The organism is Novibacillus thermophilus, assembly GCF_002005165.1.
Classification (GTDB): domain Bacteria; phylum Bacillota; class Bacilli; order Thermoactinomycetales; family Novibacillaceae; genus Novibacillus; species Novibacillus thermophilus.
This window is the reverse complement of the sequence record NZ_CP019699.1, coordinates 2,406,848-2,420,772: the sequence shown is the minus strand read 5'-3', so window position 1 is coordinate 2,420,772 and position 13,925 is coordinate 2,406,848. Positions and strand designations below refer to the sequence as shown.

Below are 13,925 nucleotides of genomic sequence, written 5' to 3'. Positions count from 1 at the left end.
TTCAGACATGCAAATGGCTGCTGCTAGGGCTCAACGGTTTAAAGGCTGCTGCCACTTCTGAATCAGTGCATCTGCTGAGATTTTAAGAAAGTAATGGGCCTTTGCAGATATTCGCTCACGTTCTCGCTCATAGTCCAACAGAGATTTCAACCCTGTTGCGTGTTTTATCACTTTCTCGGCTGCCCCCTGCTTTTCGAAGTGCTCCACCGTAGACAAATGAACCTTTAAGGTACGGGCAGCTTCCTCCTGCAAATCGCCTTCTGCTTCGAAACGCTCAACGAGAAGCCTCTTCACATCAGCAGCGCGGACTGGTGGATACACTTCAAATTCATACAGTGAAAAGCCCCAATTCGTGGCCCGCTTCGTTCCCAGCATGCGTACATATCTCGCGTTTTCTGTCGAGAAATAGACGACTTCCTCTCCACCTTTGCCGTCGTCTGTCACATACACATCTTTCCAATGTTCTGCATCGTTTGAAACCTGGATCTTATACCCGGTGGCATACGCCGTCTCCCATTTCAACACCACTTTGTTGATTGGGTACTGTTGCAAAAGGTCGACGTAAATCCATTCGTCGTCGGTAAGGCCTGAAGACCAGCGCGTTGAATCATCCGCGTCAACGGCTAATTCCGGCGGGAAGTCATCGACCTCGACGGAAGAGGCTTTGACCGGTTTGTGAGCCGCTAAGTTGACAGTCCAAGGCAGCGTGATTCCGATCCATTCGTCGTGTTTCTCAAGCGCTTGCTGTAAGAACGGTTCTATTACATTTTCTGCGACCTTTTGCGGAATGTTACCTGCTTCCGCGGACAATTGTTGTACAGTCATTCTCTGTTCCCATGCTGCCTCGTCTCTCTCTTCTTGCTGGAACTTCAACATTTTAACCGCCGCCATTCCGGCTTGACCGTAAAGTTCCGTTTTGTCGAGATAGGGAGAGACTTCCTCCAGAAACTTTTCGTTTTTCAACTCGCTTCTTAGTTCTGCCGGCGCATTCCGAACGCGTTCAAATGCTTCCAGCAACTCCTGCGCCTGTGCGTCAAAATCTTCCGCTTCGTAACCTTCCCAGAACGCGTGAATCAAGCGGGACAGTGTAGGGGATTCCGTCTCATTCAACTGGGAAGAGTAGGATTGCTCCGCAAATGTCCTTAACGCGTCTGCTGCCTCCCCGCCAAAGTACTCAATACTTCTGTCCCACGACGTGTCCGGATCGTACGCGGCCGAATTCCACACGTAGTCCGCAATCGTGTACAGCGGGATTTTGGACGCTTCCGCCTCGTTCATCGGGTTGGCGGTCAGACCGATGACGCCGTGTTCTGTTAAATGGGCGTCCCGTCCGACGATCGGGTGAAGGAACAGCCTGTTGCGGTCGTAATCGTTCACTGGGTAGTTGTCCCAAATGAGCAAGTCGTGCTGGAAGATGTCGTGAATCGTGTCCGCGTCTTCAGTCGTGATCGTAGGCGCCACGACCCCGATCCCCGTCCACTGGACGATCACGTCCGGGTCCACCCGGTCTGCAAATTCTTCGCGGTACGGAGATGTTCCAGGTTGCGAGTACTCCGTCGGCACGGTGATCAGCCGCTCTGCCCCTTCGTGTGTCGCAATAAATTCGCGGTTAAACCGATTGAGCAGGTAAGCCTGGGCTGAAGCCGGCGGATTCCGGTCTTCGCCGAACTTCTCGATGTCCTGCTCGCAGCGCAAGTTCGGGTTGATGTCGTCGAGGAAGATAGCGAAGGAGCGTACCCCTAGATCCCACACCGCTTGCGCTTTTTCTACTAACAGGCGAAAGTCTTCATCGTCTGAGAAACAGATGGTGTTCCCCGGCGAGATGGCAAATGTGAACGTGACGTGTTCGTTCCTCGCTTTGTCCACCAACTCCTGTATTTCCGCCAACGCGTCTGCCGGATACGGTTCGCGCCACTTCTCCCGATGGTACGGGTCGTCTTTCGGGGCGTAAATGTAGGCGTTCATCTTGTGCTCTCCGTAAAATTCCAGCTGGCTCAACCGGTCTTCGTGCGACCACGGCGGCCCGTAAAAGCCTTCAATGGCTCCCCGTACGGGCATGTCCGGCCAGTCGCGAATTTCAACTGCCGGAACTCGGTCACGCCCCGGGCGCTCCGCTATCAATTGACGGAAGGTTTGGGTGGCGTAAAAGGTGCCCGCCGGATCGCTGCCGGCGAGGACAATCTGTCTGTCTCCCTTCGGGTCGACATCTGAGACGAGAACATAGCCTTCATCTCCCAGTTCACCTGGCCCTTCGGCGTTCAAGCTTTCCAGGACGTCGGCTGAGGCCGCATTTTCAGACGGGCCCCCGACCCAAATGGTCACCGGAGTGTCAGGGGCGTCTTCACCGGCGTTCCGCCGTTCGATCCGTTTGACGTCCGCCGCTTTTAACGCATCTTCCACTTCGCGAACGGCGGCGTCGTCGGTCCCGTCACCTACTACCAGGCCGACGACAGGGGGAAGGGGAAAGCCTTCTCCCCTGACGGTGAGGCTCTGCGGCGTCGGGTTGATGACAATAGCTTCGGCTCCTTGGGCGTTCGCCACTTTTTCACCGTTCAGACCTGCCGGTAACAACAAAAGGACAGTTAAGCACAGCACGCAACATGTCTGGAAACGACCCTTTTTTTGTAGCATGCAACCACCTTCTTTGCCGAAAATATGACGAAAAGCCACTTAGCGTCAGGAGGCGTACGCAATGCAGTCCCCTCGCGGCACACAACCCTCTTGCCACAAGGGGACTTGAAAACGCATGACGTCACTCCATTACCACTGCCCCATCAACGCCTCGGCTTCTCCCTTCAGTGCAGCGTGCGCCTGTTCAGACATGAATCCCTGTTCCTTCTGGTAATCCAAAAGCTGGATGAAAGACGTCATGTGTTTGACCACTTTATCCGCCAACGCTTGCCCTTCGAAACGTTCAACGGCCGTTAAATGCACTTGTAACGAGTGGACCGCACGGTCGTTTGCGATCTCCCCGCGTTCAGCGTAGTCGTCTACGAGCGTTTTCAAGTCTGTCACACTGACGGTGTAAAGCAGGTAGTTCCTCCGGATCTGTTTGAAGTCTCGCAAGTCTTCTTGCCAGCGTTCTTTCATCTCGGCAACGGACGTCCCCTTGCTTATTTCTTCTCGAATCCAGCCGTTTCCAATCAGGTTGTCAAAAAATGAAATCCCCGCCTCGTTTTCAGCCCGAAACTGGAAGTCATCCGGGTACATGTCGTGAATCGTTTTGACGACGGCTAAACCTGTCTCAACCGGGTCGAAAGTCTTCACGTCGTCGATGTGTATTTGAACGCCGCCGGACAGTTCACCGCTGTGTTTGGAGAACATCGGTGTGAAGTAAGCGGCTCGGAACGTGACGCCGGGAAGCTCTAACGCATTTAACTGTTCGGCCAGATCTGTTCCGTCTATGAAGGGCGCCCCGATGAGTTCAAACGGTTTCGTCGTCCCCCTTCCTTCAGAGACATTCGTGCCTTCGATCAAGGCCGCCCCTGGATAGACAAGGGCCGTATCCAGCGTCGGCATGTTGGGAGAAGGAAGTACCCAGTGGAGCGGCGTATCGTCGTAGTACATGGAACGTTTCCATCCGTTCATTTCCACGACGTTCAGGTCTGCCCCGATCTCAAACTCTTCGTTGAACAACAGGGCCAACTCTCCGACAGTCATGCCGTGGCGCAACGGTATCGGGTACAGTCCGACGAACGATGCGTAATCCGGTTCCAGTACCGGACCTTGCACTTTCGTGCCGCCCAGCGGGTTGGGACGGTCGAGGACGATGAACTCAATATCGTTTTCTGCCGCCGCTTCCATCGCGTACGCCATTGTGTAAATGTACGTGTAAAAGCGGGTGCCCACGTCCTGAATGTCAAACAGCAAGACGTCGACGTCTTCCAGCATGTCCGGTGTCGGCTTGCGCGTTTCGCCGTACAGACTGTACACGGGGAGCCCAGTTTTTTCATCGATGTAAAATTCCACGTATTCCCCAGCCTGGGCGTCTCCCCGCACCCCGTGTTCAGGGCCGTACAAGGCGACGAGGTTCACGTCCGGGTGGTTGTGTAACAGATCGACGATGCTGTTCAAGTTTTGATCGACCCCGGTCGGATTTGTAATCAAACCGACATTTTTGCCGCGAATTTCATCCAGCTGTTCCTGGAGCAACACTTCGACCCCTAGCTGAAACGGCTCCGCTTTTTGCGCCACTTCTTTGTTAGCATCACCGCCACCTTGACTGGAAACCGTCGCAGAAAGCGAGGAAAACAAGAGCACGATGGCCAACGTGACGAACGACCACTTCTTCAAGATTCATCTCCTCCAATAAAAGATTCGGAAACGGTACGGTCAAAAGGAGGGGCAAGACACGGTCTTGCTCCTCTTTTGGACACTACTCCCACTTTTTGATCAAAGAGTCTGTTTTAAGTTTCAAAATGTGATGCCCCTTTTCACCAATCGCTCCACTTTCGTGCTGACGGTCCAGGAGCAACTTAAATCCTTCCAGATGTTTCACCACTTTGTCTTTCAACTGTCTGTCTTCGTAACGGTTTACAGCCGTCAAATGCACCTGTAAGGCGCGAACGGCAGGTTGGTCTATCTCTCCTCCATCCTCCAACTGCCCGACGTACGCCTTGATGCGCTCAGCACTGAGGGAGATGTCCTCATAGCCGATGCCGTGACCGAAATCATACTGCTCCGGAACGGTGACCGGCAGCTGTCCTTCTGGATTCACCTCGCCCGTGAACACCCTTGCCAACGCTCGCACGGAAATGTCCCGGTCTCCGTATGTGGTGACGTAGCCGTCAACCTCGGGAAATACCGCAACGTCATACGGGTTGCGCATCGCGGCGACGATGACCGGCTTGTCAGTTTGTAAGAGGGCTTGTACGAGTTGTTGTTGAGCTGTGTTCGCATTGGCGGTATACGTCGTCACAACGACAGCGTCGGCGTTTTCCGCCAAAGACACGGCGGTATCAATTTCAGCAGCGGTGGGACTCGCACTCGTTTCGTAGCTTTCAGTTTCCAACCCTTTGTCGCTTAAAAGGTTGGAAAGGGTGGTCGGTTTCCCGCTGCTGGGTCCAGTGACCAGCCATGTCCATTCACCGTCGAGGGGCAACAGGTCGTAATCGTTTTTCACCAACGTGATACTCTTGTCAGTCATGTCTTCTGCCACCTGCAAATGCTCTTCACTGCCGATACTGTCAACTGCTTCGGGATCGGCGTAAGGGTTGTCAAACAAGCCGCGTTTCACTTTGGCTGCCAATATGCGGTACACTGATTGATCCAGTCGTTCCGTACTAATTTCTCCGCTTTGTACAGCATCCAACACAGCGTGGTAAGCCAGGTCGACATCTGGCGGATTTAACAGCACGTCGGCACCCGCTTTAAGAGCTTCCACCGGCACTCGTTCCGGCGGGACGACGTTGGCGCCGGACATTCCCAGACTGTCTGTCACAATCAGGCCGTCGAACCCTAGCTCATCGCGGAGGAGATCGGTCAAGATCGGCTTTGAGAGCGTGGCAGGCAAACCGGAATCGTCAAGGGCCGGGACGACAATGTGCGCCGTCATGATGGCATCGATTCCGTGGTCGATCGCTGCCTTAAACGGTTTCAGATCCACTTCGTGTAACGTCTCCAAGTCGTGTTCAATAATCGGCAGCCCGTAGTGGGAATCGACATCGGTATCACCGTGCCCCGGGAAGTGTTTCGCCGTGGCCATCACCCCTTGTGACTGGTATCCGAGAACTTGTGCGACGCCTAAATCCGACACTAATTCCGGATCTTCCGAAAACGAGCGGACCCCGATGACGGGATTAGCCGGATTGACGTTAACGTCGACGGTCGGTGCGAAATTCATGTTAATGCCGAGACTCTTCAGTTCTGTTCCCATGATTTCGGCTGTCTGCTGGGCGTATTCCGTTGAACGCGTCGCGCCGAGGGCCATATTGCCGGGAAATACTGTGGCAGGTTCGGTCACTCTGGCGACAATGCCACCTTCCTGGTCAGTGGCAATGAAGAGGGGAACCGGGACGCGCTGGTCCATCGCAATTTCCTGAATTCCGTTTGAGAGCGCATTCACCTGTGCTGCGTCAAGGGGCGTTCCAATGTTGTCGGTCCAATTAAAATAAATGACACCACCGATATGATATTTCTCAATCGCTTCTTTGAAGTTTTTGGCCCCGCGGTTATTTCTCAAATTCGTATCTTCGTAGTCCGGATCTGTCGGCGTTTTCCCGTACACGTGGATGACGAACAGCTGGCCGACTTTTTCTTCCAACGTCATGCGATCCACGATGTCCGAGATGTCACGTTCGTCCACTCGTCTTTCTTGAGCATCGTTTGTTTCAGCGAAACTGCCCACCGGTAACATCAAAACCCCTACTAGCGTCAAGATTACAACAGTATGCCACCACTGAGACTTCAAAAGAATCCCCCCGTTCTCATAAACTCAACGTCTCGCAAACAAGCGGTCACCATCTGCCCCCTTTGTCATTCAAATTGCTGTAATCATCCTAAACTTAAACGATAGAGTTACAATCGTCTATACCACTTTTGAACTATATTTCAAAATAATTTAATATGTTTGTTTTCCTATCTCGCTCACGCTATTAAAGGAAACCTTGTCGCTGCGTCCCTTTTAGAGCGCAATGCCTTGTCGACTCAATTCATCCGAAAGTCATCTAGACTGTCACATTAATATTGTATAGTTTTAATATAAAGACAGATAAACCATTCACGATGGAGGGAAGAAACGTGAGTAGCACCCAAAAGTTTGGCTTGACGCAAATTGTCTGTACCTTAACGGCACTGTGCGTGTTCCTCTCTTTCACAATCGTCCCCCCTGCCCTAGCCCGTTCTGACACACAGCAACAGCTAAAAGTCGCCACGTACAACATCGCCGCAGGGACAGGCGCAGACGGACAGTTTGACTTAGAGCGGACGGCAACGGCGATCAAAGCATCGGGAGCTGACATTGTCGGGTTGCAGGAAGTCGACGTCCACTGGGGCAGCCGCAGCGATTTTGTCGACGAAGTGAGCCTCCTCGCCGAAATGTTAGACATGGAGGCGTACTTTGCCCCCATTTACGACATGGACCCCGCCCAACCGGATCAGCCGCGGCGACAATTTGGCGTGGCCGTCTTAAGCAAGTTTCCGATTGTGAAGGGCGTCAACCACGAGATTACGCGATTGTCCACACAGGACCCTGAACCCGAACCGAAACCCTCTCCCGGTTTTCTGGAAGCGCTCATCGACGTAAACGGAACGCCGGTGTGGTTTTACGTCACACATCTCGATTACCGCAGCGACCCAACTGTCCGGGAAATGCAAGTGGAGGACATGCAGCGCGTCATGTCGATCAGCAACAACACCGTATTAGTCGGCGATATGAACGCAAGACCTGACGCCGGCGAACTGGAACCGCTGTTTGAGAAGTTCACAGACGCGTGGGCTGCAGCGGGCACGGGTGACGGTTACACATTTCCCGCCGACTCCCCCGACCGTCGCATTGACTACATCTTGGCTTCTCCAGGAATAGACGTCCAATCGGCTGCCGTTCTCCCGTCCCCCGCTTCTGACCATCTCCTCGTCACATCGACAGTATCCTTAAGCCCGGTCAGTGCGGCCGCAATGCACAAACTCGTGGAGCGGTTCGAAACAGAGGGCGCTTTTGCCCGTGACAGTGTGGCCCGCTCGTTAAAGGTCCACCTGACGGCTGTCAAGCGCTACGAAGAAAAAGGGATAACGGACAAAGTGATCAAACATGTGGAAAGTTTCACACAGCTGCTCGAGCACCATCGAGACGGTGAACACATATCCGAAAAAGCTTTTCAAGCCTTGAAGGTTGAGGCAGACGCCATGCTGAAACGGTATTCGTACTTTCCGTGGGGAGAACCGGGTCCCTCCTCCCCCGCATTGAAAACAGGCAGCCCGAAAAGTGCCGGAATGGACCCTCGACCGCTGAATGATATCGATGGAGCCATTGAAAGGGCCATTGCGGAACGCGTCATGCCCGGAGCCGTCACCCTGATTGCGCGTAAAGGAGTTATCGTCAAACACGACGCATACGGTTACGCCGCCCAATATGAGGACGACACCTTCTCTGAAATGGACGACCCGCTCCCGATGAGGGAAGATACGATCTTCGACCTTGCCTCTATCAGTAAACTGTTTACGACAACTGCTGCCATGAAGTTGTACGAACAAGGGAAGTTCGCCCTAGACGACCCCGTGGCCAAATACATCCCGGAGTTTGCCCAAAACGGTAAATCCGACGTTACCATTCGCCAACTGATGACCCACACCTCCGGTTTCAGGGCGTGGATTCCGTTGTATCAAATGGGTGAAAACCGAGAAGACAGGCTGAACATCGCGCTCACATACCCTCTGGATCACGAGCCCGGGACGACTTACACGTACAGCGACTTAAACTTGATTGCACTGGGCGTCCTCGTTGAACGCCTTTCTGGACAACGGCTCGACGCGTTCGTGAAAGACGTGATAACAGACCCTCTAGGAATGAACGATACGATGTACAATCCTCCCGTATCCTTGCGCCAACGCATTGCCGCTACGGAATACCAGCCTTGGACAGACAGGGGACTCGTGTGGGGCGAAGTGCATGACGAAAACGCCTGGGCGCTTGACGGCGTCGCTGGACATGCCGGCGTCTTTTCCACTGCCCGAGACCTAGCTGTTTTCGCCCACATGCTGCTCCAAGACGGTGAGTACGATGGGAAACGCATTCTCGAACCTGAAACGGTCGAACTGCTGGAAGAAAATCAGCTGCCACAATTCCCTGGCAATGATCACGGCCTCGGCTGGGAACTGAACCAAATCTGGTATATGGACGCCTTGTCAGAACAGAATACCCTTGGCCATACCGGCTACACCGGGACTTCCATCGTCGTGAGCCCGACAAACGACACGATCGCCATTCTGTTGACTAACCGGGTTCATCCAACGCGGGACACCGTCTCGACAAACGGCATTCGCCGCCAAATCGCGCGACTTGCGGCAGACTCCATTCCGGTTGCGATCCCGAAAGGGAAAACAGCCTGGTTCTCCGGCTACGGCCACGATCTTGAAGCCGCCCTGACCGCCTCTGTCGAACTTGAACAAGATGCGAGCCTGTCTATTGACACGTGGTACTTGATAGAGAACGAGTACGACGTCGGGACTGTGGAAGTATCAGCAGATGGACGCGAGTGGACAAAAATCGGGGAAACCGTAACAGGAAGCAGTGATGGGTGGACCGAGATGTCTTGGTCCGTTCCCCGAGGTTCAAAGTATATCCGCTTTAAATACACGACAGACAGCTCTGGAAACGGACGAGGCTGGTATGTGCACAACCCCCGCCTCGTGTTGCCAAACGGGGACATCGTAGAACCGGAATGGGAAAGTGACCATTGGAAAGAGCGCAGCCGTTGAAAGGACATGACGCAAAAAAACAGTGACCCACGTCTAACACCGTAGTCAAAAAGTTGTATAAAATTACCAAACTATTAAAAAGATAGTCCAAACGATGTATAGACAAATAATAATCTATCCTTTAGTTTTAATGGTGAGTAAACTTGAATCGGTACTATCCTTTCAAGTGATGACAGAAGGAGCGAAGTCCATGAAAAAGACCCGCTTAAGACGTTCGTCTCACAATGGGACAAGTCCTTCCTTTCAGTTGCTCGTGACGCTCGCACTTCTGTACGGGTTGTTTGGTCTCTCTCTCCAACTCGTGACACCGACGCAAGCGTCGTTCCACGACACGGTTACTGTGGAAGGAACCGTTTCAGCTTCTCACGCGTGGAACGATGAACAAAATGGCCAACCCGTAGAAGACACTGAAGAAAAACGAGGAGAAAAAGAGACTGCTGAGCAAGAGGTAGGCTCAGCAACTGAAGACAGAAAGAGTCAAGAGAGCGGTCAAGATCGTCAAGATAAAGGAGACACGATAGATGCCGGAGACGGTGCATTAGAAAATAGTGAAAGTCAAGGGGAAAATGACACTGTAGATAGAGCAACTAGTCCTGAAGCAGAACCGGATCAAGCCTACGTCACAAACCCCGAAGATGAGCCATTCGGACAAACCGAAGATCGACACCTCGACTGAAAGCGGGTTCATTCGGCGGCATTTAAGGAGATGTTCACTCGTGTTCTGGAAAAAAACGTTTAACATTATCGGCAATGTAATAACCGTTCTCCTCTTTTCACTGTTCATCGTCACGCTGGTCGCCGTCATCTCTGCCAGAGCCTCCGGCGGTGAACCAGACATTTTCGGCTACCAACTGAAAACGGTGCTGTCCGGCTCGATGGAACCTGACATACAGACTGGTTCCGTCATCTCCATCAAACCGGGGGGCGATATGACCCGTTTCCAGGAAGGCGATGTCATCACTTTTCAAACGAAGGATGGTACTCTCATCACCCACAGAATTGTGGACGTGAAAAACGGTGGCCAGCAGTACGTCACCAAAGGGGATAACAACGACACAGTCGATCCAGAACCCGTCCTGGCTGAGAACGTCGTCGGGGAGTATACGGGCTTCACGATTCCGTACCTCGGGTATGTGATGAATTTCGCCAGTTCAAAACAAGGTGCTGTTTTGTTGTTAATTGTACCGGGCGTCATGCTCTTGATTTACGGAATGGCTACCGTTTGGCGCGCACTGCGGTTGATCGACATGAAAGAAAAAGAATCGACCGCCCACGTGGAGTAGGTTGTAACTTCTCAAGTATTTGAGAAGTTCACAATACACAATAAAAACAAGGAGGACAACACATGGAGGTTAAGAAGCGACTGGGCATGGGGATTATGTCCGCTGTCGTCGGTTTAGGGTTAATCGGAGGAGGGACGTTCGCCTACTTCAGTGACAGCGAGCAGACGAACAACACGTTCGCAGCTGGCACACTGGACTTGTCGGTCGAACCGACGGAAATCATCGCCATCGATAATATGAAGCCGGGAGATTCGTTCATTCGCGATTTTGAACTGCAAAACAACGGCTCCCTCGACATTGACAAGGTGTATTTAGAGACAGACTACACCGTTGAAGATGCCGAAGGCGACAACACGGAAGACTTCGGCGAACACATCCAAGTCGAATTTTTGTACAACGCCGACAAACTTGATGAAGTCGTATATGAGACGACGTTGGCTGAACTGAAGGACATGACGCCGGAAGCCGTCAATAAGCACATATTTGATCCGATTCTCGAAGAACAAGGGTTGCCGGCAGGCACGAGTGACGACCTCGTCGTCAAGTTTAACTTCCTCGACAATGGCGAAGACCAAAACCAGTTTCAGGGAGACTCCTTAAATCTGACGTGGACGTTTACCGCTACCCAAACGGCTGGTGAAGAGCAATAGTGAAAGTAGACCGTGAGGCAGGATGCACCTGCCTCTTTTTTATGCGCTCAATTCACGCACCTGCCCCGTCTAATGAGCACGGCTCCTTTCCATTTTCGCGTCCACAATCAATAGGCAGTTCTACAATCTTCATTTTTCCCTAACAAAAGTTTCGGGTCCATACCTGCACTTTTGTACGCCCAGGCCAGTGCCCCGACAACCGGTTTGACTTGCGGACGCAAAAGGCGTGACGGGTGAACAGCAGTTCCGGAAAGCTTTTTCTCAAGGGCACGAATGAGGAGAGGTTGAAACGCTCCTCCAATTAAGCCGACGGGCACCGGTTCATCCAGTAGATCGAGTGACTCAAGAGCGGTGAGAATCGAGAGCGCCAACTCTTCGGCCGCTTCTTCTATCACGCTTCGAGCCACGGTGTCATCGTTTTCGGCCGCTTGAAACAGTTCATACGTGAACGACGCCAAAATCCGTCTGACATCGTGACGGTACACGTACGGGATCACATCTTCCGGACTTTCGAGTCCCCATTTTTTGAGGGCCAAATCCGTCAAGACGGTGGGACGCCCCCTGCCGTCGTAAGCTTTCATCACCTGGATTAACGCCCGCCTTCCCAAGTCGAACCCGCTTCCTTCGTCGCCGAGTAAATAACCCCAGCCGCCGATACGGCAACGGGTTCCCTGTTTCCCCACACCGAACGTCAGCGAACCGGTACCGGCAATTTGAATCACCCCCGGTTCACCGTACGTCACAGAGGCCAGTGCATTCATCCCGTCGTGATCCAGTGTAAGCTTTTGAACATCGCTGAACACATTTTGTAAACAACGCCGTAACGCGTCGTGTACGTCCCGGTGCGAGACGCCGGCAATCCCCGCGAACACCACTGCATGCTTCCAATGTCCGACGTATGGCGTCAATTGCCGCTTTACCGAGCGGAACACGTCGCCAATCCGCTCCATGTCGCTTCCGTTCGGGTTGCTCGGCCCCGCTGTCGCTTCTCCGAGAATCGTCCCCCGCTCATTTGCGACGACAGCAGACGTCTTCGTTCCTCCACCGTCAATCCCGATAAATGTCGTCACGTCCTTCACCCTTTTATTCAACGGCGTTTTGGTGTGCCCGCTACTGGGCAAGGATGCGCTTGCACAAAGCGCGGTTGTACGATTTAGGTTCGATTTCAAGCAACAGGCGCACGTCGTCTGCCATTTCTTCCCGTAAATCAGAAGAAATAATGGCACGCAACATAAACTGACGAACTTGCGGCCCCTCATCGAACAACAAATGGCGAATCGAGCGCGTCACCTCTGGATTGCGCAGTTTGTTCGCCGCTGAGGCCACGCGGCGCCGCGTTTCCCGGTCATCGATCTTGGACAGAATAGAGAGTTCTTGCACATCGCGACCGGTCTCGCCAATGCGCAACACTTTCTCCCGTAATGCACTCGAATTTTTAGCGGGGATGCGCTTTACGCGGAAGGGGCGAAACCGCTCCTCCTCCCCGTCTTTGTACTTGTATTTTGGCAGTATGCTCGGCAGCGGTGTGCTGAACTTTCGTTTGTACCGTCTACATATGGTTAACAGTTCACTTCCGTACAACGTCTGTTTCGCTTCGCCAATCCCAGGGCAATTCATCAGCTCTTCCCTGTTTTGGGGCAAGAACGTCGCCAACGTACGCAAGTTGCGGTCAGAAAAAACGGCGCTGTGTCGTACCCCTTCTTTGTCTGCCTGTTCGTCCCGCCATTCTCTCAACTCTTTCAACGCTTTCAAGTGACAGTATTCTTCAATAAAGTAGAGCAGGCGGTTTTTCTCCGCCGTCCGTTCCCATTCGTTCCGGTCCCGGGGAATGAGCCCCCAGTAGCAATACCCCTTGCGCAACAAAGCGACGTAGCAGTCACGGTAGACGTTCATCGCTTCGTGCAAATCGGACAGCGTGAACACATCACCTGTTTCAACAGCGCTAAAATCACGCGAATTTGAATACTCGACCCTGATCTCATATTCCAGCTCGTTTACGCGAGACAGCGCGATTTGCACGAATTGATTGGGCTTTGTCAAGTGGTACAGCATTTCCGCTGCCCGTACCTGCTTCTCCATTTCCAATCCCCTCAATATTGTGAGTCTTTAGACCCAGTTCTTTATATCTATTATTTCGTCGTTTTGCGACCATTTCGTTAGTTCTAAAATTTTTTATGTACCAGCCCGTCACGCCATCGTTCCAACGGTAGAAACGACTTGCTCCGGTGTTGGCACCTCTCTCCGAAAGACCAGCTCTCCGTTGACAAAGACGGCACTTTGATTCAATCCTTGCACCCACTGCTTCACTTTTTGCCAAACGCTCATGTCGCGTTTGTTTTGTTCCCGCAACACGACGGCTGTGTATGCAATCAAGTTGCGCGGATCGACGACTTCCACCTCTATTTGGTTCGGAAACGCTTCGTACAGGGCGCGGTATACGGCTCCCATTTGCTCCATTCGTGCCCGCCTCTCTGAAAACACCTTTCTCGCCCAATCACCTTCGATACGCCCGCAACAACCGCTGCCGCCCATTTGCTGATCCCATTCACGCACGAGTAGGACGTGAATTTTGTCCACG

The 13,925-nt window shown here is 52.8% G+C and carries 10 protein-coding genes and 2 pseudogenes; 5 read left to right on the top strand and 7 right to left on the bottom strand.

All coding sequences use genetic code 11. The annotated features are described in order from the left end of the window. Positions 1-30: 30 nt before the first annotated feature. From B0W44_RS11805 to B0W44_RS11795, 4 genes and pseudogenes are all read right to left on the bottom strand, one after another. Positions 31-2,571, bottom strand: a complete 2,541-nt coding sequence (locus tag B0W44_RS11805) for a glycoside hydrolase family 84 protein (RefSeq protein ID WP_169835553.1) — start codon at positions 2,569-2,571, stop codon at positions 31-33. Between the two features lie 189 nt (positions 2,572-2,760). Further along, positions 2,761-3,015: an FIMAH domain-containing protein gene (locus B0W44_RS19230; protein ID WP_418304098.1), complete on the bottom strand. Its 255-nt coding sequence runs from the start codon at positions 3,013-3,015 to the stop codon at positions 2,761-2,763. Between the two features lie 9 nt (positions 3,016-3,024). Continuing rightward, positions 3,025-4,293, bottom strand: a pseudogene (locus B0W44_RS11800) (exo-beta-N-acetylmuramidase NamZ family protein); the annotation flags it as partial. Between the two features lie 82 nt (positions 4,294-4,375). Further along, positions 4,376-6,409 (bottom strand): glycoside hydrolase family 3 protein, encoded by a 2,034-nt coding sequence (locus tag B0W44_RS11795; protein ID WP_228441059.1) that lies wholly within the window; start codon positions 6,407-6,409, stop codon positions 4,376-4,378. Between the two features lie 314 nt (positions 6,410-6,723). On the opposite strand from B0W44_RS11795, the pseudogene B0W44_RS18605 reads away from it, so the two are divergent. From B0W44_RS18605 to B0W44_RS11775, 5 genes and pseudogenes are all read left to right on the top strand, one after another. After that, positions 6,724-7,554 (top strand): annotated as a pseudogene (locus tag B0W44_RS18605) (endonuclease/exonuclease/phosphatase family protein); the annotation flags it as partial. Positions 7,555-7,614: 60 nt separating this feature from the next. Beyond that, positions 7,615-9,414, top strand: a complete 1,800-nt coding sequence (locus tag B0W44_RS18600) for a serine hydrolase domain-containing protein (RefSeq protein WP_418304097.1) — start codon at positions 7,615-7,617, stop codon at positions 9,412-9,414. A 190-nt stretch (positions 9,415-9,604) separates the two neighbouring features. After that, on the top strand, positions 9,605-10,090 hold the full coding sequence (locus B0W44_RS11785; RefSeq protein WP_077720208.1) for a hypothetical protein: 486 nt from the start codon (positions 9,605-9,607) through the stop codon (positions 10,088-10,090). A gap of 40 nt (positions 10,091-10,130) precedes the next feature. Beyond that, on the top strand, positions 10,131-10,697 hold the full coding sequence (gene sipW, locus B0W44_RS11780; protein ID WP_228441056.1) for a signal peptidase I SipW: 567 nt from the start codon (positions 10,131-10,133) through the stop codon (positions 10,695-10,697). A gap of 62 nt (positions 10,698-10,759) precedes the next feature. Continuing rightward, on the top strand, positions 10,760-11,347 hold the full coding sequence (locus B0W44_RS11775) for a CalY family protein (RefSeq protein ID WP_077720206.1): 588 nt from the start codon (positions 10,760-10,762) through the stop codon (positions 11,345-11,347). A 107-nt stretch (positions 11,348-11,454) separates the two neighbouring features. Here the strand turns inward: B0W44_RS11775 and B0W44_RS11770 are convergent, their stop codons facing one another. The 3 genes from B0W44_RS11770 to B0W44_RS11760 all read right to left on the bottom strand — a co-directional run bounded on the left by B0W44_RS11770 (position 11,455) and on the right by B0W44_RS11760 (position 13,924). After that, complete coding sequence (locus tag B0W44_RS11770; RefSeq protein ID WP_169835552.1) at positions 11,455-12,426, bottom strand: N-acetylglucosamine kinase; 972 nt, start codon at positions 12,424-12,426, stop codon at positions 11,455-11,457. Between the two features lie 31 nt (positions 12,427-12,457). After that, a complete protein-coding gene (locus B0W44_RS11765; protein WP_077720204.1) occupies positions 12,458-13,426 on the bottom strand; it encodes an HRDC domain-containing protein in 969 nt (322 codons plus the stop codon). Between the two features lie 108 nt (positions 13,427-13,534). Next, positions 13,535-13,924 carry a hypothetical protein gene (locus tag B0W44_RS11760; protein WP_077720203.1) on the bottom strand — a complete coding sequence of 130 codons (390 nt, stop codon included), beginning with the start codon at positions 13,922-13,924 and terminating at the stop codon, positions 13,535-13,537. Between the last annotated feature and the right edge of the window lies 1 nt (position 13,925).